Here is a 22460-nt window from a genome sequence, read left to right as displayed (position 1 = left end):
CCTCAGTGCGCCCGGCGTGCGAAATCCGGTGCGTGCTCGGGCAATATCCCGCGGGCGATCAGCAAGGCCGGAACGCCGCGCAACACCGGGACGCGCCGCAGGATCCGCAGCGGCAACGGCGCGTTGCCCGCGCGCGAGAGGTCCACTCGACCCGACAGGGCGGGCCCGATGGCCCAGGTGTGCAGCGACCGCTGCATGCCCTGCGTGACGACGGTCGGCAACCAGCGGCGGCGCTGCACCCTGGCCAGCTCCCGGACCCGCACCCGTCCGGAAAGGAGGGGCGCGGCAAGGATTCTCGCCGCCGCGACCGCGTCCTGTACCGCGAGGTTGATGCCGACGCCGCCCGCCGGGGACATGGCGTGCGCGGCGTCGCCGAGGCACAGCAGGCCGTCGATGTACCAGCGTTCCAGGCGGTCGAGCTGGACGTTGAGGAGCTTGACCTCGTCCCAGCTGTGCAGCGCGTCGACTCGGTCGGTCAGCCACGGTACGGCCTCGGCCATTTCGCGCAGAATCGCCCCGACGGGCCCGCGCCGCGCCTCTGCGTCGCTGCCTTTGGCGATGAGGGTGGCGCACTGCCAGTAGTCGCCACGATCGAGCATGACGGCGGCGCGGCGCGGGGTGACGAGCGGAATCGCGCCCGCGGGATCGATCCCGGTGCGCGGCAGGCGAAACCACCACACGTCCATCGGCGTGGGCCAGCGGCGTGGACGCAGCCCGGCGGCGGCCCTGAGCACCGAATCGCGTCCATCGCAGGCCACCGTGAGCACGGCCTCGATCGAACCGGTGCCGCCCTCGGTAGTCCGGTACCGCACACCCGTGACCCGGCCGTCGGCGTGGATCAGGCCGGTGGCCTCGGTGTTCCTCCGCAGCCGGAAGCCGGGTTCGCGATCGGCGGCGCGGGCGAGCAGGTCGAGCAGATCCCACTGCGGCACCATGGCGATGTATTTGTGTTTGCCGGGCAGGGTGTTCAGCGTCGCCAGGGTCTGCAACGAGCCGCCGACCGGCAGCTGCACCGATTCCAGCCGCCGCGCGGGCAGTTTCGCGAACTCCTCGCCGAGGCCGAGTTCGTCGAGCAGGTCGAGGGTGGTGGGGTGCACGGTGTCACCGCGGAAGTCGCGCAGGAAGTCGCCGTGTTTCTCCAGCACGGTGACCTCGACGCCGGCGCGGGCGAGCAGCAGGCCGAGCACCATGCCCGCGGGCCCGCCACCGACCACCAAACAGGTCGTTCGTTCCATCGACGATCTCCCCTCGCACGGCGATCAACCTCTCGGGCGAGTCCGATGGTATGTCGTGCGCGCGGTCTCTCGGCGCAGGACGACGAAGTACGACCCCCTACAGCGGCGCGTCCACCGGAACCTGCTCGACCTCCGGCAGGTAGGAGTCCAGCTCGCCGGACTCGAAGCGGGTCATGCCGATGACGTGCCAGAACTGTCCGGCGATATCGCCCTCGAACTTGTAGCGCCCGTCGGGGGTGAGCGCGGCCCAGCCCTCGGGCAGGCCGAGCAGCACCGCGCGCACGGCGGGCGCGACGTCGCGGCCGTTCGGGAGGGTCCACAGGATCGCGCTGCCGTCGTCTCCGCCGCTGGCCAGCCGCCTGCCCGCCGGGTCGAAAGCCAGCGACCAGACTCGCCGCTTGTGGCCCTCCATGGTGTGCAGATGTCGTCCGGTCGCCATGTCCCACAGGCGAATCACCAGGTCGTCGCCCGCCGTGGCCAGCGTGCCGGTGTGCGGGTCGATGGCCGAGGTCCACAGCCTGCCGGTGTGCCTGGTCAGCTCGTGCAGGCAGTCCCCCGACTCGACGTCCCAGATGCGCGCCGTGGCGTCCCACGACGCGCTGGCGAGCCGGTCGCCGTGGAAGGCCACCGAGTAGACCCGGTCGCCGTGGCCGCGCAGCGCCCGCAGGAATCGCCCGGACGACACCTCCCAGAGCCGCACCACCGAATCGTCGCAGCCGGTGGCCATCAGGGTGCCATCGGCGTTGAACGCGATGGAGCGCACCCGGCCGCGGTGTTCGGCGCAGACGGCGTGCAGCGCGCCGGTGGAGCGGACCCAGACGATCACGGTGTCGTCGTCGTTGGCGGTGGCGAGGAAATCGCCGGTCGGGTCGAAGGCGATCGTCCAGATCGGCGCCGACTCCACGGTGATGTGTCGTTCGAAGCCGTCGGCGTCGAGATTGAACAGGCTCAGCCGCCCGTCGTTGCCGACGGTGGCGAGCTGGCGTGGCTGCGCCGAGCTGAACACCGCCGCTTCGAAGGTGAGCAACCGGTCGTCGCTGCCGATCAGACGGCGAATCAGCCTGCCCGACACCGGATCCCACAGTCGCACCACGCCGTCGTTGCCGCAGGCGGCGAGCAGGTCGCCGCCGCAGTTGAAACTCACCGAGGTGACCTGGCGGCCGTGCCCGGTGAGAATGTGGCGGCACACGCCGGTCGCCGGATCCCAGAGCCGGGTGGTGAACTGGTCGTCGGTGATGGCCAGCTGGGCGCCGTCGGGCCGGAACGCGAAGGGCCAGATCGACCCGGTGTGCGCGGTGAGCCGGTGCCGCAGCTGCGCCGATTCGCTCTCGCGCAGGCAGACCAGTCCCGCGCTGTCCCCGGAGGCGAGCACCGCGCCGCTCGGATCGAAGGCCAGCCAGTAGATGGCGGCGGTGTGTTCGGTGGGCGCGTGCCGCGCCGCGCCCGTTTTGACGTCCCAGGTGCGCAGTCCGCCATCGGTGTCTCCGCTGGCAAGCAGCGGGAGGGTGGGATGGAAGGCCAGGGTGTAGACGCGCCCGGTGTGCCCGGCCAGTGTGCGGACCGGACGGCGGGTGGCCGGGTCCCACAGCGTCAGCGCGCCGTCCACGCCGCCGACCGCGAGCACCGAACCGGACGGATCGAACGCGATGCGGAACACCGAGCCGCCCGCCCCCGCGAATTCGCCCTGCTGGCTCCCGGTTTCGATATCCCAGAGCCGGACGACGCCGTCACGGTACGCCGCGGCCAGCATCGTGCCGTGCATGGCCAGGCTGTAGATCAGCTCCCGCCCGCCCGACGCGGGCACGCATTCGTGGCGCAACTCGCCGCCGGGCAGCGACCACAGTCGCAGCACGCCCTCGGCGTCGCCGGTCACCAGCAGATCACCCGCCGGGCTCAGCAGCACCGGCCACGGCCAGTTCTGGTGGCCGGGCAGAATACGGCGCAGTTCGCCGGTCATCGCGTCCCAGATGCCGACGGTGCGGTCGTGCGAGCCGGTGATGAGCACCGAGTCGGTGAACGCCACCGCGAAGGTGCGCGCGCGATGGGTCTGCAACGTGCGCAGCGGGCGGCCGGTCTCGGTGTCGCAGATCAGGACACCGCCGTCGTCGCTGCCGATCGCCAGGGTGCCGCCGTCCGGGCTGTAGGCGACCGGCTGCGGCAGCCTGCCGTGCCTGGCGTGGAAACCGTGCCGGACGCCGATGGCCGCCGGGGCGAATTCGGTCTGCGCGGCGGTACCCGGCACCCACGCGGCGCCGCGCATATCGGTGCCGATCGGTGCGCCGATCACGTCCAGCAGCGCGGCCCTCGGCCAGCGGCTGCCCGTTCCCCGCGCGCCGGTCAGGTCGGTGCGGGCCAGCCGCGCCCTGGTCAGGTCGGCGTCGGTCAGATCGGCCCCGACCAGCACGGCCTCGTCGAGCCGGGCGCCGACCAGCCGCGCGCCGCGCAACACCGCCTGCGTGAGATTCGCGCCTACCAGCCGCGCGCCGGTCAGGTCGGCGCCGCTGAGGTCCACCCCTTGCAGGTCGCGGTAGGACAGGTCCTCGCCCGCCAGCGCCGCGCCGCGCAGGTCGGCGGTCGGCGCGGTGCGCAGCCGGGTGGTCACCCGCAACGCGTTGGTGCGCGAGTTGTCGTCGCAGGCGGAGTCGGCCAGCACCGCCTCGGCCCAGCCGCGCAATGCCTGGGTGTCGGCCAGATCGCACAGGAAGTCGATGGACAGCTGTGACAGCTGCGCCTGACCGAGCTGCGACGGCGTGGCCGCCCCGGTCGCGAACTGCTCGGCGACGTGGTTCGCCACGAGCCATTCGGTCACCGAGGCGTGGATGAAGCCGAAGAGGTTGTCCTCGGTGCGCACCAGCAGACTGCCCGAGCCGATGGCGTGCGTCGACTGCTGCACCGACATCCGGTGCGGGCCGCTCAGCTCGACGAGATCCCTTGCCACCTCGGTCAACTCGGCCAACCGCAGGTACGGCTCGCCCTTGTCCCAGATGCGCAGCGCGAACGCGGTGACCGCCAGCCACAGCTCGTCCAGGCGCAGGCCAGGCGGCGATCCCGCGACGGTCGCGGTGCGGTCGACCTCGTACGTCAGCCACGAGTCCAGGATCTCCCGGTACAGCCCGGCCGGACCGACCGCCTGCTTCGCGCCCGCGGCGGCGCGCAGGCGGCGCTCGTCCAGATCGGCGATGAAGCTGAGCATGCGCGGATTCTGCGCCAGGCCGAGCAGGTCTTCGATGCCGGTGATCAAGCGCATCCTGGCGTCGGCGCGGCGCGCGTCGCCGCCGTACCGGTTGACGAGGAAGGCGCGGATCTGCGCGGGAGCGAAGTCCTCGATGCTCACGATGCGCCGGTCGTGGAGCAGACCCACCCGCTCGCCGAGGGCGGTCAGCACTTGGGCGCGCGACTCGAAATGCTGGGTGCGGCTGGCCACGATGATCTTCGCCTTGCCGACCGCCGCTTGCAGCAGCGTCTCCAGGTGGTCGGCGGCGAATTCGTAGCTGATACGGGTGACGAGCTCGTCGAAGCCGTCGAACAGCAGCACCACCCGGCCCTCGCGCAACATGTACCGCAGCGCCTTCAAATCGATGCGGTCCTCGCCGTGGTTCGCCAGGTGGGCCGCGACCAGCCCGTCCACCGAATGGGTTTTGTCGAGGGTGCGCAGTTCGATGAGGATCGGCACCAGCGCGGGCTTGGTCTCGGTGATGCGGCGGGCCAGCTCCCGCAGCGCGAAGGTCTTGCCGCGCCCGAAATCGCCGAGCAGCAGCACGAATCGGCCGTGGTCGGCGCTGACCATACCGAGCAGTTCGCCGACCAGGTCGTCGCGGATCAGCTGATCGCCGTGCTCTAGCACCCGAAAGCGTTGCGGCACGTACAGTTCCGGCGGATACCTGCGGTCCGAACGCAGCCCGGCGGCCTGCGCGGCGAGATAGCCGTCCAGGTCGAGCAGGCCCTGGAACTCGGTGAAACTGCGCACCCGCAGGCCGTGGCTCGCGGCTTCCTCACGCAGCGACCGCGGCGGCGGCGCCCCGCGGTAGACCAGCTCCGAACCGTATTCCGGGTCGTGGCCGAGGAAGTCCTCGATCACCTGCCTGGTCATATCGCCCACGTGCACGCCGACCCGCCACTGCGCCACCACCTCGTCGCGCTGGTGGGTGATGAACAGGTGCGGCGGGTCCACCTCGACACGGCGGATCCGCGCGCCCGGGTACCGCGTGTCGCACACTTCGGCGACGCGGTCGAGCAGCCTGCGGTGCGGGTCGACGATCGCGGGCGCGTCGGCGGCGGGCGCCAGCGCCTCCGGTTCCTCGGCGGCCAGTTCCGCCACCGCGGCCGTGGTCAGCGCAGCGGTGGAGTGAATCCACGTGTGTTCCAGCCGCGCTCCCGGCTCGCCGGGCGTCGCGTCCTGAGCGCTGTAGCGCGCCAGACCCTGGGCGGTGATGTGCACGATCTCGTCGCGGCCCGGCGCGGCGGCGGGCAGTACCGGCAGCACGCCGCCGAGCCGATCCAGGTGCCGTCCGCCGGGTCCCGGTCCGTGCAGCACCAGGTGCAACCGACCGCCGAGCAGCCGGGACAGCGTCTCGGCGTCGCGCAGCAGCGCCGGGTCGTGCGCGGCCGCCGCGGAGCCGGGCACCGGATCGTGCCGCAGCACGCCGACGCGCAGCCAGCCGAGTTCCTCGAAGGCGCGTAGTCGTTCGGCGAACCAGGCGGCCTGGGGTTCGCCGATGCTGCCGTAGTCGTCCTCGGCGCGGTGGGTCGCGGCCATCGTCGAGTTCAGACCCGCGATCACCACCCGCAGTTCGGGGATCGGGAACAGGGTCCACGGCTGCCCGACGTCGAACACCAGGTGGTCCAGCCCCTGGTACAGCTCGCCGAACAGGCGCGCGAACTGCTCGAGCTTGGGGAAGTACGGCGGCTGCGGGGTTCGTTCGCGCGCTTCGCAATTCAGGAAGTAGGCGTGACAGGCCACCTTCGACACGTCGTGGTTGCCCGGCACGACGATCAGGCGGTCGGGTTCCAGGCCGAGCAGCACCCGCAGCCCCGTGAGGAACGACAGCGCCTCGTCCACTTCTCGCGGCCGCCCGGATTCGGTCAGATCGCCGCTCACCACGATCAGGTCCGGTCGGGGCGCGCCGCGGTCGACGAGGTGCGTGACGTTCGCCCAGATCCTGGACTGGAGTTCGCGCGCGGTGGCCGGTTCGTCGCGTCCGAACAGCCCGCGTCCGAAGCGCGGCCCCGCCACGTGCAGCACGCTCACGCCCTCGCGGTGCTCTTCCCGCGCACCGCCGGGAAAGGGCGGGGCCGCGACGGGCGTCCGGCGGCCGAGCGCGGATTCCACCGTGCCGTCCTGCTCCTCGCCGGCGAGCGACGGCAGCGCCGCGTGACCGTCGTGCGGGAAGCCGGGCTCGATCCGCGGCTTGGCCCGGCCCGCGAGCATTTCCGCCACCCGGTCGAGCAGCGTCCGCCGCGCCTCCTCGGCCGTCGTGACGTTCAGCAGGTCCAGGTAGGTGAGGGTCGCGAGCAGTCCCTCCAGCGCGCAGTCGGCGATGCGCACCGGCAGCAGCTTGCCGGGATCGGTGCGGAAGGCGGCCTGCCACTCCATGGTTCCGTAGCGCGAATTCAGGTAGTTGTCCGAGAGCACGGCGATGACCACCGTCGACTCGCGCACCCCGCGATCCATGAAGTCGATGAAGTTGGTTCCCGGTACGAAATCCCATGCCTGGATCAGGGTTCGATACCCGGCGGCCTCCAACTGCCAGGCCAGCCAGGTCGCCCACCGCCCGTCCGCCGGGGAGTAGCTGATGAAGAAGTCCCGCGCCCGCCCCTGCTCTGTCACGCCCCCAGTATGCCAAGCCGCTCCCCGCACGGGGTGCCGAAAACAACTGGCACGGTATGTATCACGTCGTGAGCGGCGGGGCCTCGGTCGGGGCGGAGCACGGCGCGGATGCGGGTGCCGCGGCGCGCCGGATGCCATGATGAGTTACGTGCCCGATCACGTCGACTCCGCGCCGTGCCCTACGTCGTCGCCCGATGTGGCGGCGGCGGACCGCCCGCGCAAGGGGCTCGGCGTCCGATCCGCGCTTCGAAGCCTCAGCGTCCTGGATTGGGTGCGGCTCGGTCTGCTGGCGGCGGGGCTGCTGTGCGTGCTCACCGGCCTGCTGCCGGGCGACGAGGCGGCCGAGAACATGCGCCGCATCGGTCCGCTGCTCCTCTTCCTCGGCAGCGTCATCGTGCTGGCCGAATTGACGAGGCAGGCGAAGGTTTTCGATGTCATCGCGCACCGCGTGGCGATCCTCGGGGGTGGGAACTACGCGGCGCTGTTCGCGTTGTGCGTGCTGTTCGCCTCGGCGACGACCATCCTGCTCAATCTGGACACCACCGCGGTGCTGCTGACACCGGTCGTGCTGGCGCTGGCCGGGCCTGCCCGCATCCCGCCGCTGCCGCTGGCGATGACCACGTTGTGGCTGGCCAACACCGCGAGCCTGCTGCTTCCGGTGTCGAACCTGACCAATCTGCTGGCCGCCGACCGGGTGGCGCTGCACGCCACCGAGTTCGCGGCGAGAATGTGGGCGCCGCAGCTCGTTTCGATCGCCGCCACCATGCTGTGCCTGTGGATCTGGTTCTGGCGGCGCGACCGCCGCGGCAGCGACCGCTACATTCCGCCGGAACCGGTCCGCCCGCGCGACGCGAAGGAACGCACGCTGCTGTACGCGACGGCGGGGGCGTGCCTGCTGTTCATCGTCGCCATACCGATCCTCGGCGAGAGCATCGAGATCGCGGCGGTGCTCGCCGCGGCGATCGCGGTCGTCGCCTTCGCGCTGTTCGACCGGTCGGCGCTGCGCTTCTCGCTGATTCCGTGGCGGCTGCTGGTCTTCGTGGTGGGACTCTTCCTGGTGGTGCCGACGCTGAGCCGCCTCGGCCTCTCCGACGTGATGCACACGCTGATCGGCGACGACGTGGGCGCTGCAGGCGCCTTCCGCGCCGCGGCCGCGGGCGCGGCGCTGTCCAATGTCGCGAACAATCTGCCCGCCTACACCGCGGGCGAGGCGGTGGTGCCGCCGGAGAACGGCGATCAACTGCTCGCCCTGCTGATCGGCACCAACGTCGGCCCGGTCGTCACGCCGTGGGCGTCGCTGGCGACGCTGCTCTGCCTCGAGTTCTGCCGCACGCACGGCGTGCGCGTCCCGATGAAGCGATTCGTCCTGACCGGGCTAGGACTCGCGCTGCTCGCCACTACGAGCGCGGTCGCCGCGCTGCTCGTCACCGGTTGAGCGGCAGCACACAGCAGTCGGACCAAGTGCTCCCAGCGCATGGTGCGCCGCTCGAAGCACTTGGTCCGAGACGAGACAGACGATCAGACGCCCAGCAGCGGAGCGTCGAGCTTACCCTCGGCGTACGCCCTTACCGCAGCGCACAATTCGTCGATCGAGAGGTACCCGTCGCCGTCCACGTCGATCTGGTGGAAGGCGTCCATGGCATCCGCGTCGCCACCGATCGCCTGCAACCACCTGGCGAACTCCGGCGGGCTGATCTGCCCGTCGCCGTCGGCGTCGCAGAGCTGAACCATCGCCATGATGTGGGGTCGTACCGTAGCGGCCCATTCCGCGGCGCCGCCGCCGATGATCCCCGCCCCGATACTTTCGAACTGTTCGCGCGACATCGATTCGGTCGAGCCGGCCTTTTTCGAGAGGTAGTTCCAGAGGTCGTTGTATCCATTCATGACGGCGCGGCCTCGGGGTGAGTTTTCGGATTCCCCGAACGCCGCGAGGATCCGGCGTCCCTCGGATTCGAAGTCTTCACGCTCGAGTCGGCCGTTGCCGTCGCGGTCCCAAAGGTCGAACCTGGCCGAAAGTCGTTCCTGAACGGGTTGTGCTGTCGTCATGTCACCACTCCCATATGTCAGGTGTCGCGAGTCGCTTGTGCGGTCGCTGACGAAGATCGATTGAACCCTCGGGGTGTTGCTTGGTCAAGGGAAAGACCATGGATGCGCCGGGCGCGGCCGACCCGGCTCGTGACGGCGAGTTATCCCGAAAGTGCCTGCTCAGGTGCATACACTGGCGCCGGCATTGCCCAGCTGGTCCGCCGGCATCGTTGTCCGGCAACGCGGCGACGACAAGCTCGTTTCACGCGCCGAGCGCCCAGGAGAGCCGAAGCGAAATCCCCTACCGAAGGGACTGGCCCATGCAAGAGGTAATGGCCCTGCGTGACAGCCGGCAGGCCAGGATCCGGAAGCACGAGTTCTTCGAGTGGCTGCACAGCGATTCCGTGGCGATCGAGGACCGGCTGAAATTTGCGCCGATGGCGGCATTTTTCGTGATGCAATTCCGGGATATGAACCGGTGGGTGTTGCGCTTCCCGACGGTGCGCGACGAATTCGAATGGGTCATCAATCTCGGAACCCAGGAGGACGAGCGGCACTCCCGAATGTTCCTCGAGGACTGGCGCGAACTGAAACTCGACGAGCATCTGCGCTGGACCGCGAGCGACGCACTGTGGTGGCTGTTCCTCTCCCCCGATCAGGAAGTCTTCCGACGCAGTGGGGTCGAGTTCGTGTCTCTCGCGGTCGAAGACGGCGACGATGCGTTGATTCGGTTCGGGCACTCCGAGGCCGGTGAGGCGACCGGACACGTCATGCTCGGCAACACCGCCACGATCGCCGCGATGCTCGCCGACAAAACCGGTCTGAACTACCGCTACTTCGGTCCCTACCACCTCGGCCTGGAGTCCGGGCATGTCGCCAACACCGAAGGCGTGTTCGAAGGAGCCGTGCTCGATCCGGACCGGCGCGGGCAGGCAAAAGACCTCTGCAACCGCATGTTCGACATTTTCGAGCGCATCTTCGACGGATTCCTGTACTACGGCCGCACCTATGTCGACACTCGAACGGTCCCGCGTCGCACTCGGGAGAGGACCCGCGCGCAGGCCGAGTGGACCGCACCGCCGCTGACGATCACCGCGGGCAACCGACGAGAGGCCGAGGTCGCTCGCCTGCTGTCGCAGCGCAAGGCGCAGGTCGCCGCCCATCCCTTCTACAGCTGGCTGCGCGAGGACAACGGCCTGTCGCCTGCGCAGAAACTCAGGCGCTTCATTCCGATGTGGGTGATGGACATCCTAGGCTACCGCGACTTGAACCGATACGCCATGTCGTACGCGGACCCACAGAACGCGGCGCAGGAGGCTGTGAACGCCTGGGCCATGCGGCTATCCGCACACAGTGACCTGTTCCTGTCCGACTGGGACGCACTGGATCTCGATACGCTGCTGGGGCATACCGCCAGTGACACGCTGGAGTTCCTCTTCCTCGACCAGGACATGGACCTGCACCGGGAGAACATGATCGAGTTCGTCAAGCTCGCCCAGCGCTATCGTGACCCGGCGGTTCGCTGGTGGATGATGGCCGCGCTGGAATCGACCGGCGAGCAGTTCTTCCTGCACACCCGGCACCTGGCCGCCACCGTCGAGAAGGAAACGGGACTGCGTCTCGATTACCTCAGCGGCCGACACGATGCGCCGGACGTCGGCGCCAACACCGGCGGTGACGTGGACGGCGTTCCGCCCGCACGGCTTTCCGCCGAGGGACTACGCATCGCCCTCGAGGTGGTGGACCACGTGTTCGATTCGATGGAGGCGCAGCTCTGGCGGTCGCTGGCGGTGGCACGCGCCAACAAATTCGACGTCGCGTGAGCTCGTGGCGGGACTCGGCCGTCAGCTCCGGCTAGGGCCGGGTCCCGGCCTAGCCGCCGAGACCGGTCACGGTGACGTCGGCCGCCGACTTCACCAGAAGCGTCAGGTCGGAGAGCACGTCCGGCCGCGCGGCGAGGAAACTGACCTCCTGGCCGGACGGATCGATCCGGTCGTCGAGCGGCTCGCCGTCGAAGCCCGTGACGGCGATGCCGGATTCCCGCGCGATGAGACTGCCCGCGGGCAGATCGACCACACCGGCGCGATAGCCGACGAAACCGTCGATATCGCCGCGGCTCAACATGATCCAGCACAGCAGCGGCGACCACAGCTGGATGAGCCGCCGTGCACCGGATTCCAGGGTGAGGCGCAGCGCGCGAGCCGTCGGGTCGGTGCGGGCGACCGGATAACCCTGGAGCCAGGCCAAGGTCGGCCCGGCGGTCGGCGGGGGTGTCTGCCGCTGGTGCAGCGGACCCTTCGGACCGGTGGCGCCGTACCCGCGCCTGGCCGACCAGGTGCGCCCGGTGGTCGGCTCGTGCACGACGCCGAACACCGGAACACCGTAGTGACACAGGGCGATTCCGATGGAGTACACCGGCAGGCCGACGGCGATGTTGTTGGTGCCGTCGAGCGGGTCGACCACCCAGCACCACGCCTCGTCCGCGCCGTCCAGCAGGCCGGACTCCTCGGCCAGGATGCGGTGGTCGGGGAACGCGGCGCGCAGCCGGTCCACGATGACGGCCTCCGACCGCAGGTCGAGGACGGTGACCAGGTCGCCGGAGCCGCCTTTGGGGCGCACGTCCAGCGCGCCGCCCAATCCGGCCCGGATCGCGCGCCCCGCCTCGGCGGCCGCGGCGATCGCGACGGCGGCGGCGAGGTCGACGACGGCGGCGTTCGGCGCCGCGTTCACGGTGTTGCCGGGTCGCATCGCTCCTCCAGGTCTTCGGGCAGGGACTGGTCGGTCAATCGATTCAGGACGGCCCGGGCCAGCGCACCGGTCTCCGCCTCCGTGCACGTGACGCGGTGCACCCAGTGATCGTCGCCGCCGAGCGGGCCGAGCGACAGATCGGGTTCCCCGGGCCGGTACTCGCCCAGCACCAGGGTGGCCGCGGCGCCCGGCACATCGGACACGTGAAACACGCCGTGGCGCAACGTGTACACGTCGCCGTCGCGGAAGAACTCCCTGGACCGCACGCGGTAGCCCGCCAGCCGCTGCGTCGCGCGCACCAGATCGCCCTCGGCGCCACTGTGCACCTCGAAGATCCGGTGGGTCGGCCGAGCGTCCGCGGTGATGTCGATGATCTCGTTGATCACCGTGCCGTACAGCACGCTGCTCACCAGGTCCCAGCTGTGCGCGTGCATCGTCGAGGTGGTCGGGTGCGGCCGCGCGTCCGCACTCCAGACGTGCAGGCACACCCCGAGCGTTCCCCCGCGCCAGATGGGAAAACACGCGAACCCCAACGGATGTCGCACCGCGGCCACCGCCGTGCGCCCCGCGAGCAGACCCGCGAGATAGTCGCGCGCCCAGCCGCGCACCGCGGTCCCCGCCCGGTCGGCGGTGATCAGGGAGCGAAGCTCGGCGTGGGCGTCCATCAGTACGGATTCCTCGGCTGCAGCGCCCGGCGCACGACATCGGCCACGTCGCGGTCGGTGTAGGAGGTGGGCAGGCTCAGCCCGAGCGCGTCGAACAGGGCGCGCGCCTGATCGACGGAAGGCTCGTCGGCCAGCGGCAATTCCTCGCTGCGGCTCAGCGGGACCTGACGGGTCTGTTTGAAACTGGCCACCAATTCGCGGCTGAAATCGCGGTAATAGGGCTTGTCACGCTCGAACATGAGCGCGGGGGTGTTCGGGTTGTCCTGGGTGACGATGACGCAGCTCGAGGACAGATCCCAGCGGAAGGTGGTCATCACCGAGGAGAGCCCGACGTCGATGGTCAGGAACGTGAACCGCTGCCGGTACCAGCAGGCGGCCAGCACCGTCGCGAACGCCTCCTTGCGGGTGCGCTCGGTGGTCCACAGCTCGCCGGTGCGGTCGGCCTCCGGCGTGAGCGAGGAGCGGAACTGCGCGTAGGTCTTGCACAATGGCTCGTTGGTCGGGTCGAGGATCTCCAATTGCATACGCAGCGGCCGTTGTTCGCGCCGGGCGTTCTCCACGCAGGCCCGCAATGTGACGGCCCTGATGTAGGTTCCGGTGCCGCCCTTGAAGATCCACTGTTCGGTGTCGCGCCGGGCCAGCGTGTGCGCGTGCCCGATCTCGGGGCCGTAGAGCAACCGCACCGAGGACGCGTCGCGCACCGCCTGCGCCGACAGGTGCCGGTCGCGCAGCAAGGTGGTCGCCAGCAGGCCGAGCACCAGCAGCACAACGGCGTTCACCTGGTCGACGTCGATCAGATCGAGCACCGCGAGAATTCCGACGACCAACGCGAGCAGCAGTGCGACCACGCCGTCGATGTTGTTCCGCAGCCAGCTCAGCAGCCGTGCCATGCACCGCCCTCCCCTGTGGTTTCCCCCAGGATAAGCGCAGGCGCGCCGACGGGGCGAGCGATCGCCGAGACCCGTATCGGCGGATTCGCCAGTCGCACAAGCGCGGTCGCGCACGCGGCGCCCATGACCCGCGCCACACCTTATTGACCTCGAGCGCACTCGAGGTATCAGGATCACAGACGTGCCCGGCGCCGGATCACGGTCGATATCGGCGGCGGGCGCCACCCCCGACCCGGGACTCCGCAGACGTCCCGGTGGGCTCCCGCCGGGCCCAGTACACCCACCGGCGGGAGCCGGATCGGGCGGAGCCGATCAGGCCGAGACGGTGATCTCCCACTCGTACACGGTGAGTTCCGAGGCGCCGGTGGTGTGCACCGGGTCGCCGTAGGCGATCTCGCGGGCCGCCGCGAGGCTGTCGGCGCGGATCACGTAGGCCCCGCCGGTGCCGTCGGTGAAGCGGCCGCTCTCCACGAGTTGCCCGCGTCCCACCAACCCGTCCAGGAACTCCTTGTGCGGTTCGATGACCGCGGGGTCGAAGCGCGGCGTGCGCATGACCATGACCAGGTACTTGTTCACGCCTCGGGCTCCGGGCGCGGGGCACGGGTCGCGGCCGCGGCGGCGCGCACCTGCGGGGCGACCAGCACGACCTGACCGAGCACGCCGTTGACGAACGACGGCGAGTCGTCGGTCGACAGTTCCTTGGCCAGCTCCACCGCCTCGTCGACGGCCACCACCGGCGGAACGTCGTTGGCGTGGAACAACTCCCACACGGCGATGCGCAGAATCGCGCGGTCCACCGCGGGCAACCGGGACAGCGCCCAGTCCTGCAGGTAGGACTCGATGGTGCCGTCCACGCGATCCAGGTCGTCGGCGACGCCCTCGACCAGGGTCCTGGTGTAGGCGTGCACCGGGGCGACGGTCTGGTCCTTCGTGGCCAGGTCGACGCGCTCGTCCAGCAGCTCGGCGGCGTCGATGTCGCGCGCCTCCGCCTCGAACAGCAGGTCGACGGCGCGACGCCGCGCCTTGTGCCGGGCGCCCAGCTTCTTGAACGTGGATTTCTTGTCTGCGGGCTGTTCCGCCACGGTCACATCATCCCCGTCGTTCTGTATCAGGGCGGCACGAGCGCCCGCCACGGTGGTCCCGCCACCGGGCCGCGCACTCCCGCCGCGAGCGACTGGCGATCAGGCGTTGACCCGGCCGAGGTAGCTGCCGTCGCGCGAGTCGATGCGCAGCTTGTCGCCGGTGTTGATGAACAGCGGCACCTGCACCTCGGCGCCGGTCTCCAGGGTGGCGGGCTTGGTGCCGCCGGTGGAGCGGTCGCCCTGCAGGCCGATGTCGGTGTGCTGCACCACGAGCTCGATGGAGACCGGGAGCTCGACGAACAGCGGCGCGCCCTCGTGCATGGCCACCTGGACGGCCATGTTCTCCAGTAGGAAGCGGGCGCCGTCGCCGATGGTGGCCTCGGTGATCGAGATCTGGTCGAAGGTCTCGCCGTCCATGAAGATGTAGTCGGAGCCGTCGTGGTACAGGTAGGTCATGTCGCGACGGTCGACGGTCGCGGTCTCCACCTTGACACCCGCGTTGAAGGTCTTGTCGACGACCTTGCCGGACACGACGTTCTTCAGCTTGGTCCGCACGAAGGCGGGGCCCTTACCCGGCTTGACGTGCTGGAACTCGACGATCTGCTGGAGCTGACCGTCGATCTTCAGCACGAGGCCGTTCTTGAAGTCGCTGGTGTCCGCCACTGTCTTCGGATCTCCTGTTCTCAGGTAACCGGCGTCATTCGACGACGGTCAGGTCTTTGCTGGTGTGGGTGAGCAGCTCCGGGCCCCCTTCGCGCACCACGAGCGTGTCCTCGATTCGGACGCCGCCGCGGCCGGGAAAGTACACACCTGGTTCGACGGTCACCGCCACGCCGGATAGAAGTGTACCGGTTCCGTTTTTCATGATTCCCGGCGCTTCGTGGATGCGCAGGCCGACGCCGTGCCCGAGACCGTGCACGAACAGCTTGCCGTGGCCCGCCGCCTCGATCACCGAGCGCGCCGCCGCGTCCACCTCGCCCGCCTGCGCGCCGGGCCGCAGCGCCTTGCGCCCGGCCCGCTGCGACTCCACCACCAGGGCGTACACCTCGCGCTGCCAATCGGACGGGCGGCCGAGCACGAAGGTGCGGGTCATATCGGAGTGGTAGCCGCCGACCACCGCGCCGAAATCGATCTTCACGAAATCGCCCTCGGCCAGCACGGCATCGGTCGGGCGGTGATGCGGTATCGCGGAATTGGCGCCCGCGGCCACGATGGTCTCGAAGGCGACCGCCTCGGCGCCGTGCTCGTACATGGCCCATTCCAGGTCACGCGCGACCTGGCGCTCCGTGCGCCCCGGGCGCAGTCCGCCGCGCTCCAGCAGCGTGGCCAGTCCGGCGTCGCCCGCGGCGCACGCCGTGCGCAGCTGTTCGACCTCGTACGCGTCCTTGACCATGCGCAACTGCTCGACCAGGCCGGGAGTGGCCACCAGCTCCAGGCCGGTCTTCTGCTCGACGAAACCGCGGTGCTGGTCGACGGTCACCACGTGGCTCTCGAAGCCGATCCGGCCGAGCTGCCACTCCCCCGCCAGCTCCATGATCCGCCGCGCGGTGGCGCGGGCGATCTCGGCGCGCAGATCCGGCGCCTGCTCGGTGACCTGGCTGCGGTAGCGGCCGTCGGTGCCGATCACGGTGCGTTCCTCGGCGTTGCGCATGTCCCAGGAGTGCACGAGCAGCGTGGCGTTGGAGCCGGTGAACCCGGTCAGATACCTGATGTTCACCAGGTCGGTGACCAGCAGCGCATCGACCTCGTTCTCCACAAGCAGACTGCGCAGCGCACCGCGGCGCGCCGCGTAGTCGGGCCCGCGGCCCGCGTGATCAGCTGACATGGATCAAAGCTACCGCCGACACGCGGTGGTGCGGCAGTCCCACACCCGAACCGTCACCTCCGCGGGCCGGACGGAAGACGGGCGCACGGGACGAATCGGGCGCGAACGACGTATCCGTGGACCGGCCGCCGCAGCGCCGGCCAAGCGAATCCAGCGGAGCCACGGCGGCTGTCGAGCCGGGCCCGGCCGCTCGGCTTTCGAGCGAATCCGATCCGATCGATGTTCACATGCCCTGCGGTTATGCACATTTCGCATCGACCGCTGCGAAACGCCCGGCGGATCAACGAGGGTGGATCACATGCCATACACAGCGTTCGCGATGCTCACGGGATGGTGTGCGGTGCTGAGCCTTTTCGATCTTCGGCAACGCAGGCTGCCCAACGCGCTGACCGGATGGGGCGCCCTCGCCGTCTTCGGATACGCCCTGTTCACAACACAATTCACAGCCGCGGCGGCCGGTGCGGCACTCCTCGCCGCGCCCTACCTGGCGGTGCACCTCATCGCGCCCGCTTGCCTCGGCGCGGGCGACGCGAAGCTGGCGGTGGGGCTGGGCGCGGCCGCCGGGATGGGCGGAGCACAGGCGTGGGTGTGGGCGGCGCTCGCAGGGCCGGTGTTCACGGCGGGCGTCGCATCGGTGATCGTGGTTCGCCGGCGGATCGCCTCGGGGGTGCGGGTGCGGCCCGAGACCGTGGCGCACGGCCCGTCCATGTGCCTGGCGACGCTGATCGCCGTGGCGGTGCCCAGCGGGTGAGGCACGGTCGCCGACGGTGCGCAATTCTCGTCGGGTTGCCGGGCCATTCCTGCCGGTGCGGCGATTCGCCCGGTGGCCCGCGGGCACATCCGCCGAAACAGGTGTCGCCCAGGTGGCGCGCAGTGCGGGCCCTTCGAGTGGACAGGGCTCCGGACCGCCCGCGCCCCCGCGGCCCTCGTGCCGGGCCGCTGCTCGCGTCGCGGCGGCTGTGCGGCGGCGAACGGCGAGCGACACCGAGCGGGCGTGCGTCTCGGGGCCCGGCGGCGATACTCGGGAAGAGGACTCGGGCGCGGGTTCGCGCCGATGACGTGCCAGTGATCACGGCGGACCGGATGCGGGTCCGACCGCGCCGACATGGAAGGATGGAGAACGTGCTGCGCTGGATAACTGCCGGAGAATCCCATGGTCCCGCCCTCGTCGCCATCCTCGACGGGATGGTCGCCGGTGTCGAAGTGACGTCCGAGGAGATCTCCGCTCAGCTGGCGCGCCGCAGGCTCGGGTACGGACGCGGCGCCCGGATGAAGTTCGAGGCCGACAAGGTGACGATGATCGGCGGCGTGCGCCACGGGCGCACCATGGGCGGCCCGGTCGCCATCGAGGTGGCCAACTCCGAGTGGCCCAAGTGGACGACCGTCATGTCCGCGGATCCGGTCGATGCGGCCGAACTGGCCGATCTGGCCCGCAACGCTCCGCTGACCCGGCCCCGGCCCGGTCACGCCGACTACTCGGGCATGCTCAAGTACGGCTTCGACGACGCGCGCAACGTGCTCGAGCGCGCGAGCGCCCGGGAGACGGCCGCCCGCGTCGCGGCGGGCACCGTGGCGCGGAACTTCCTGCGCCAGGCCTTCGGCGTCGAGGTGGTCTCGCACGTGGTCTCGATCGGCGGCGCCGCCAACACCACCGGCGTGACGCCGACCGCCGCGGATCTGGACGCCGTCGACGCCAGCCCGGTGCGCGCGTTCGACGCCGAGGCCGAGGCGGCGATGATCGCCGAGATCGAGGCGGCCAAGAAGGACGGCGACACCCTCGGCGGCGTCGTCGAGGTGATCGTGGAGGGTCTTCCCGTCGGCCTCGGCTCGTTCGTGAGCGGCGAGAACCGCCTCGATTCCCGGCTTGCGGCCGCGCTCATGGGCATCCAGGCCATCAAGGGCGTCGAGGTCGGCGACGGTTTCGAGACCGCGCGCAGGCGCGGCAGCCTGGCCCACGACGAGATGCGCCCCGGCCCGGACGGCGTGCTGCGCTCCACCAACCGCGCGGGCGGCCTCGAGGGCGGCATGACCAACGGCGAACCGTTGCGGGTGCGCGCGGCCATGAAGCCGATCTCCACGGTTCCCCGTGCGCTGTCCACCGTCGACATGAGCACCGGCGAGGAGGCCGTGGCCATCCACCAGCGCTCGGATGTGTGCGCCGTGCCCGCCGCGGGCGTGGTGGCCGAGGCGATGGTGGCCCTGGTGGTCGCGCAGGCCGCGCTGGAGAAGTTCGGCGGCGACTCGCTGAACGAGACGGTCGAGAACATCACCAGCTACGTCAAGCGGATCGGCATCCGCCCGCACGTTCCGGCGGACAGTCGGCCGCAATGATCGTGCAGACCGACCCGCGCGCACCGCGCGTGGTGCTGGTCGGACCGCCGGGGGCGGGGAAATCGACGATCGGCCGCAAGCTCGCCAAGGAACTCGGCGTCGACCTGTACGACACCGACGCGGGCATCGAGCGCGAAACCGGTCGCACCATCCCCGAGATCTTCGCCGCCGACGGTGAGCCGGAATTCCGGCGGATCGAGGAACGGGTGGTGCGCCGCGCCATCCTCGCCGAGCGCGGCGTGGTCTCGCTCGGCGGCGGCGCGGTGTTGTCCAAGGACACCAGGGCGCTGCTGCGCAACCGGACGGTGGTGTACCTGGAGATCAGCGTGGCCGAGGGGCTGCGGCGCACCGGCGCGAGCAATCAGCGCCCGCTGCTCAACGGCGACGACCCCGGTGCGAAGTACCGGGAGCTGATGCGCAAGCGCCGCCCGCTGTACCGCGAGGTGGCCACGGTGCGGGTGCGCACCGACGGGCGCAGCCCCGGCCGCGTGGTGCGGATGATCCTGGACAAACTGGGCATCGAACCCGTCACGCCCAGCGCGGACCCCGAACCGGATGCCGCCACCGCGGCGGATCGCGGCGCCGATCGGACGCCGGAAGGCCAGGGCAGCAGCCGATCCCGAGCCCGCCGCAGGGCCAGGGCTCGCGCGGCCGCCCGGCGCGCGGCGGCCAAGGAAAACGGCGCGGCCGACAAGGAAACCGGGGAGACCACACCGGCGGCGACTGGCGCACGGTCCGATGCTTCGAGCACGACAACCGTCGCCGCCGAGGGCACGGCTTCCGGTGGACGCCGCCGCCCACGCCGCAGGCGGTCCGCTGCCCGCACACCATCGGCCGAACCGGGCCGCACCGTGACCACCGCACCCGCCGCGGAGACCAGGTCGTGGCTCCCCCGGCTCGTCACCTCCGGCGTGCGACCCGACGAAACCGGCGCGACCCCCGGCTCGGGTCGAGCCCGCCGCCCCAGGGCGTGCCGCCCCGCCGGAGCACCGAACCCCGGCGGCGGACCCGGGGCCGCCGTTCCCCTTGCGGGACAAGCTGATTCGACAACTCCGGCGCAGAAGAACGCGGAGCGGGCGACCGGCGACGCCGCCACCGGGCACGACCGGCCCGGCCGCTGCGCCGCGTCCCTCGCCCCCACCGAGCCGAGCGCGCACCCGGCGGCGGCAGAATCAGCATCGAAGACCACTTCCAGCGGCCGCGCCCGGCGCGCCCGCGCTCGCCGCGGCCGCGCGCGAGCACTCGAGCAACCGGCACGAACAGAATCGGAGCAGTAGTGACAGAGCCGAGTCGTATCCAGGTCCGCACCGCCGAGCCGTACCCGGTGATCATCGGTCGCGGCTTGCTCGGCGAGCTCGTCGAGTCGGTCACGGGTGCGACCAAGGGCGTGCGCACGGTCGCGATCTTCCATCAGCCGCCGCTGGCCGAGACCGCCGAGGCCGTGCGCAAGGCGCTGGCCGAGACCGGCCTGGACGCGCACCGCGTCGAGATTCCGGACGCCGAGGCGGGCAAGGACCTCGCCGTCGCCGGGTTCTGCTGGGAGGTGCTGGGCCGCATCGGGTTGACCCGCAACGACGTCGTGGTGAGCCTGGGCGGCGGCGCGGCCACCGACCTGGCCGGTTTCGTCGCGGCCACCTGGATGCGCGGCGTGCAGGTGGTGCACGTGCCGACCACCCTGCTGGCCATGGTCGACGCGGCGGTCGGCGGCAAGACCGGCATCAACACCGAGGCGGGCAAGAATCTGGTCGGCTCCTTCCACGAGCCGTCGGCCGTGCTGGTCGACCTGGCGACGCTGGAGACCGTGCCGCGCAACGAGATCGTCGCGGGCATGGCCGAGATCATCAAGGCCGGTTTCATCGCCGACCCGGTGATCCTCGACCTGGTGGAGCGCGATCCGGAGGCGGCGATCGATCCCACCGGCGACGTGCTGCCCGAACTCGTGCGCCGCGCCATCCAGGTCAAGGCCGACGTGGTCGCCGAAGACCTGAAGGAATCCAGCCTGCGCGAGATCCTCAACTACGGCCACACGCTGGGCCACGCGATCGAGCGCAGGGAGCGCTACCGCTGGCGCCACGGCGCCGCGGTCTCCGTCGGCCTGGTCTTCGCCGCCGAACTCGGCCGCCTTGCCGGGCGCCTCGACGACGCCACCGCCGATCGCCACCGCACCATCCTGGCCAGCGTCGGCCTGCCGACCAGCTACGACGCCGACGCGCTTCCGCAACTGCTGGACGCCATGCAGACCGACAAGAAGACCCGCTCCGGCGTGCTCCGTTTCGTCGTTCTCGACGGACTGGCCAAGCCGGGTCGCCTGGAGGGCCCCGATCCGACCCTGCTCGCCGCGGCCTACTCGGCTGTCGCCCGCGAGGAGAGCCCGAGCGGCGGCGCGATCCTGCTCTAGCGAGCCATAGAACGCGATACAGAAACAGCGCCCCCGCCGATCTCGGCGGGGGCGCTGTTTCGCGTTCCGGGGTCAGGCGCCCGCGGGGGCGGGGTTCTTGGTGAGCGAGGGCGTGGAATTGCCGTCGCGCCGTCCCGCGAGCATCCGGCCGATGCCCACACCGATCAGCCCGGGGATGAAGATCAGCAGGACGATGAACGACGCGCCCGCCGTGAGTTCGAACAGCAGGCCGTTGTCGCCGAGGTCGAAGCGAGGCAGGAAATCCAGCGCCCAGGAGACCGCGCCGCTGCCGAGCCCGCCCGCCACGGCCGCCTTCAGCCACAGGATGGTCAGGTCCGAGCCGCGTTCCGGGTCGGGATGCTTCACGCGGTCCCTGCGGCCGTCCAGCACACCCCAGCCGACGATGACGACCAGCAGCGCGAGCAGGCACAGCATCCGCATCCACGCGCCCTGCGTCGGCCACTGCACCATCGCGAATCCGAGCACGGTGCGCAGCGCCACGACCAGCGCACCGAGCAGGACGGCCCGCACTACCCAAGCATTCATGGGGAACACCTTAACGCGAGGCCCCACGGAACCGAACTAGAACCCGTATCAGAAATTTCGCCGCCGTCAGGCGTCCAGCGCGGCCGCCATGGCGGCGCGCGGCGCCGGGCGCCCGGTGAACTGCTCGACCTGCCCGTAGGCCTGATTCAGCAGCATCTGCAGCCCGCTCACCACCGTGTGCCCCGCCCGTTCGACGGCCGCGGCCAGCGGGGTCGGCCACGGGTTGTAGATCGCGTCCAGCACGACGGGCGCGACCGCGACGGCCTCGGCGATCGCCGCGCCCGCGTCGGCCGGGATCGTGCTGACCACGGCACCCACGCTCGCGCTCGCGTCGCGCACGGCCTCGCGGTCGAAGCCGATCACCCGCGCCGCCATCCCGAGCTCGTCGGCCAGTTCCAGCGCGCCGCGGGCGCGTCCGGCGTCCCTGGCGATCACGGTGACCGACCGCGCGCCGAGTTCGGAGAGGGCGAGCAGCGCCGGACGGGCCGTGCCGCCCGCACCGAGCACGACCGCCTCCGCGATCTCCGTGACGCCTCCGCCGCGCAGCGCGCCGAGCACGCCGTCCACGTCGGTGCAGTCCGCGCGCCAGCCCTCGGCCGTGCGCACCAGGGTGTTCGCGGAACCGACCAGCACGGCGCGCTCGGTGCGCACGTCGGCGTAGGCGAGCGCCGCCTCCTTGCCGGGCATGGTGACCGAGAGACCGATCCATTCCGGTCCGAGTCCGTCCACCAGCCCGGGCAGCTCTTCGGCCGCGCACTCGATGCGCTCATAGGTCCAGTCCAGGCCCAGCGCACGGTAGGCGGCCAGGTGCAGCTGGGGCGACCGCGAATGCGCGATCGGCTTGCCGAGCACCGCTGCCTTGCGTTGCGCCGTCACGGCGCTGGTCGA

Annotated in this window: 17 protein-coding genes and 1 pseudogene; 6 read left to right on the top strand and 12 right to left on the bottom strand. The window is 70.7% G+C overall.

Going from position 1 to position 22460, the window contains the following annotated elements; translation table 11 throughout:
• Positions 1-2: 2 nt before the first annotated feature.
• Positions 3-1235: an FAD-dependent oxidoreductase gene (locus AC3EO7_RS00805; protein ID WP_431971689.1), complete on the bottom strand. Its 1233-nt coding sequence runs from the start codon at positions 1233-1235 to the stop codon at positions 3-5.
• A gap of 97 nt (positions 1236-1332) precedes the next feature.
• The gene (locus AC3EO7_RS00800; protein WP_435590179.1) at positions 1333-7062 is read right to left on the bottom strand and encodes a WD40 domain-containing protein; all 5730 of its coding nucleotides are present in this window, start codon (positions 7060-7062) and stop codon (positions 1333-1335) included.
• Between the two features lie 139 nt (positions 7063-7201).
• Here AC3EO7_RS00800 and AC3EO7_RS00795 point away from each other — a divergent pair, with 139 nt between their 5' ends.
• Positions 7202-8497: an ArsB/NhaD family transporter gene (locus AC3EO7_RS00795; protein ID WP_435590178.1), complete on the top strand. Its 1296-nt coding sequence runs from the start codon at positions 7202-7204 to the stop codon at positions 8495-8497.
• A gap of 83 nt (positions 8498-8580) precedes the next feature.
• On the opposite strand, the gene AC3EO7_RS00790 is transcribed toward AC3EO7_RS00795, so the two are convergent.
• Positions 8581-9108 carry an EF-hand domain-containing protein gene (locus tag AC3EO7_RS00790; RefSeq protein WP_431971692.1) on the bottom strand — a complete coding sequence of 176 codons (528 nt, stop codon included), beginning with the start codon at positions 9106-9108 and terminating at the stop codon, positions 8581-8583.
• A gap of 299 nt (positions 9109-9407) precedes the next feature.
• On the opposite strand from AC3EO7_RS00790, the gene AC3EO7_RS00785 reads away from it, so the two are divergent.
• Positions 9408-10910 carry a hypothetical protein gene (locus AC3EO7_RS00785; RefSeq protein WP_431971693.1) on the top strand — a complete coding sequence of 501 codons (1503 nt, stop codon included), beginning with the start codon at positions 9408-9410 and terminating at the stop codon, positions 10908-10910.
• Positions 10911-10959: 49 nt separating this feature from the next.
• Here the strand turns inward: AC3EO7_RS00785 and AC3EO7_RS00780 are convergent, their stop codons facing one another.
• The 7 genes from AC3EO7_RS00780 to AC3EO7_RS00750 all read right to left on the bottom strand — a co-directional run bounded on the left by AC3EO7_RS00780 (position 10960) and on the right by AC3EO7_RS00750 (position 16297).
• On the bottom strand, positions 10960-11835 hold the full coding sequence (locus AC3EO7_RS00780) for an inositol monophosphatase family protein (protein WP_435590177.1): 876 nt from the start codon (positions 11833-11835) through the stop codon (positions 10960-10962).
• Positions 11814-12500 (bottom strand): hypothetical protein, encoded by a 687-nt coding sequence (locus tag AC3EO7_RS00775; protein WP_435590176.1) that lies wholly within the window; start codon positions 12498-12500, stop codon positions 11814-11816. The genes AC3EO7_RS00780 and AC3EO7_RS00775 overlap by 22 nt, the downstream gene beginning before the upstream one ends.
• Positions 12500-13390, bottom strand: a complete 891-nt coding sequence (locus AC3EO7_RS00770; protein ID WP_431971696.1) for a hypothetical protein — start codon at positions 13388-13390, stop codon at positions 12500-12502. The genes AC3EO7_RS00775 and AC3EO7_RS00770 overlap by 1 nt, the downstream gene beginning before the upstream one ends.
• A 312-nt stretch (positions 13391-13702) precedes the next feature.
• Positions 13703-13966 carry a YciI family protein gene (locus AC3EO7_RS00765; protein ID WP_435590175.1) on the bottom strand — a complete coding sequence of 88 codons (264 nt, stop codon included), beginning with the start codon at positions 13964-13966 and terminating at the stop codon, positions 13703-13705.
• Positions 13963-14472 carry a transcription antitermination factor NusB gene (gene nusB, locus AC3EO7_RS00760; protein ID WP_431971698.1) on the bottom strand — a complete coding sequence of 170 codons (510 nt, stop codon included), beginning with the start codon at positions 14470-14472 and terminating at the stop codon, positions 13963-13965. Before nusB ends, AC3EO7_RS00765 begins: the two co-directional genes overlap by 4 nt.
• Before the next feature lie 99 nt (positions 14473-14571).
• Positions 14572-15135, bottom strand: coding sequence for an elongation factor P (gene efp, locus AC3EO7_RS00755; protein WP_431971699.1), 564 nt, complete (start codon positions 15133-15135; stop codon positions 14572-14574).
• A gap of 34 nt (positions 15136-15169) precedes the next feature.
• Entirely contained in the window at positions 15170-16297 is a 1128-nt protein-coding gene (locus tag AC3EO7_RS00750) for a M24 family metallopeptidase (RefSeq protein ID WP_431971700.1), read from the bottom strand.
• A 298-nt stretch (positions 16298-16595) separates the two neighbouring features.
• Between AC3EO7_RS00750 and AC3EO7_RS00745 the strand changes: the two genes are divergently transcribed.
• The 4 genes and pseudogenes from AC3EO7_RS00745 to aroB all read left to right on the top strand — a co-directional run bounded on the left by AC3EO7_RS00745 (position 16596) and on the right by aroB (position 21026).
• Complete coding sequence (locus AC3EO7_RS00745; RefSeq protein ID WP_435590174.1) at positions 16596-17048, top strand: prepilin peptidase; 453 nt, start codon at positions 16596-16598, stop codon at positions 17046-17048.
• A gap of 362 nt (positions 17049-17410) precedes the next feature.
• Complete coding sequence (gene aroC, locus AC3EO7_RS00740; protein WP_431971702.1) at positions 17411-18628, top strand: chorismate synthase; 1218 nt, start codon at positions 17411-17413, stop codon at positions 18626-18628.
• Positions 18625-19143 (top strand): annotated as a pseudogene (locus AC3EO7_RS00735) (shikimate kinase); the annotation flags it as partial. The gene aroC and the pseudogene AC3EO7_RS00735, both read left to right, overlap by 4 nt.
• Positions 19144-19904: 761 nt before the next feature.
• Positions 19905-21026 (top strand): 3-dehydroquinate synthase, encoded by a 1122-nt coding sequence (gene aroB / locus AC3EO7_RS00730; RefSeq protein WP_431971703.1) that lies wholly within the window; start codon positions 19905-19907, stop codon positions 21024-21026.
• 72 nt (positions 21027-21098) lie between these two features.
• Here aroB and AC3EO7_RS00725 read toward each other — a convergent pair whose 3' ends face one another.
• On the bottom strand, positions 21099-21572 hold the full coding sequence (locus tag AC3EO7_RS00725; protein ID WP_431971704.1) for a B-4DMT family transporter: 474 nt from the start codon (positions 21570-21572) through the stop codon (positions 21099-21101).
• 66 nt (positions 21573-21638) lie between these two features.
• The gene (locus AC3EO7_RS00720; RefSeq protein WP_435590315.1) at positions 21639-22448 is read right to left on the bottom strand and encodes a shikimate dehydrogenase; all 810 of its coding nucleotides are present in this window, start codon (positions 22446-22448) and stop codon (positions 21639-21641) included.
• Between the last annotated feature and the right edge of the window lie 12 nt (positions 22449-22460).

Source organism: Nocardia sp. bgisy118, assembly GCF_057708605.1.
This window is presented reverse-complemented; position numbering and strand designations above follow the sequence as displayed.

Coding starts and splice junctions, on each gene's coding strand:
- AC3EO7_RS00805 (WP_431971689.1), bottom strand. CDS start 1,235: ATGGAACGAACGACCTGTTTGGTGGTCGGTGGCGGGCCCGCGGGCATG.
- AC3EO7_RS00795 (WP_435590178.1), top strand. CDS start 7,202: ATGAGTTACGTGCCCGATCACGTCGACTCCGCGCCGTGCCCTACGTCG.
- AC3EO7_RS00790 (WP_431971692.1), bottom strand. CDS start 9,108: ATGACGACAGCACAACCCGTTCAGGAACGACTTTCGGCCAGGTTCGAC.
- AC3EO7_RS00785 (WP_431971693.1), top strand. CDS start 9,408: ATGCAAGAGGTAATGGCCCTGCGTGACAGCCGGCAGGCCAGGATCCGG.
- AC3EO7_RS00780 (WP_435590177.1), bottom strand. CDS start 11,835: ATGCGACCCGGCAACACCGTGAACGCGGCGCCGAACGCCGCCGTCGTC.
- AC3EO7_RS00775 (WP_435590176.1), bottom strand. CDS start 12,500: ATGGACGCCCACGCCGAGCTTCGCTCCCTGATCACCGCCGACCGGGCG.
- AC3EO7_RS00770 (WP_431971696.1), bottom strand. CDS start 13,390: ATGGCACGGCTGCTGAGCTGGCTGCGGAACAACATCGACGGCGTGGTC.
- AC3EO7_RS00750 (WP_431971700.1), bottom strand. CDS start 16,297: ATGTCAGCTGATCACGCGGGCCGCGGGCCCGACTACGCGGCGCGCCGC.
- AC3EO7_RS00745 (WP_435590174.1), top strand. CDS start 16,596: ATGCCATACACAGCGTTCGCGATGCTCACGGGATGGTGTGCGGTGCTG.
- aroC (WP_431971702.1), top strand. CDS start 17,411: ATGGAGAACGTGCTGCGCTGGATAACTGCCGGAGAATCCCATGGTCCC.
- AC3EO7_RS00725 (WP_431971704.1), bottom strand. CDS start 21,572: ATGAATGCTTGGGTAGTGCGGGCCGTCCTGCTCGGTGCGCTGGTCGTG.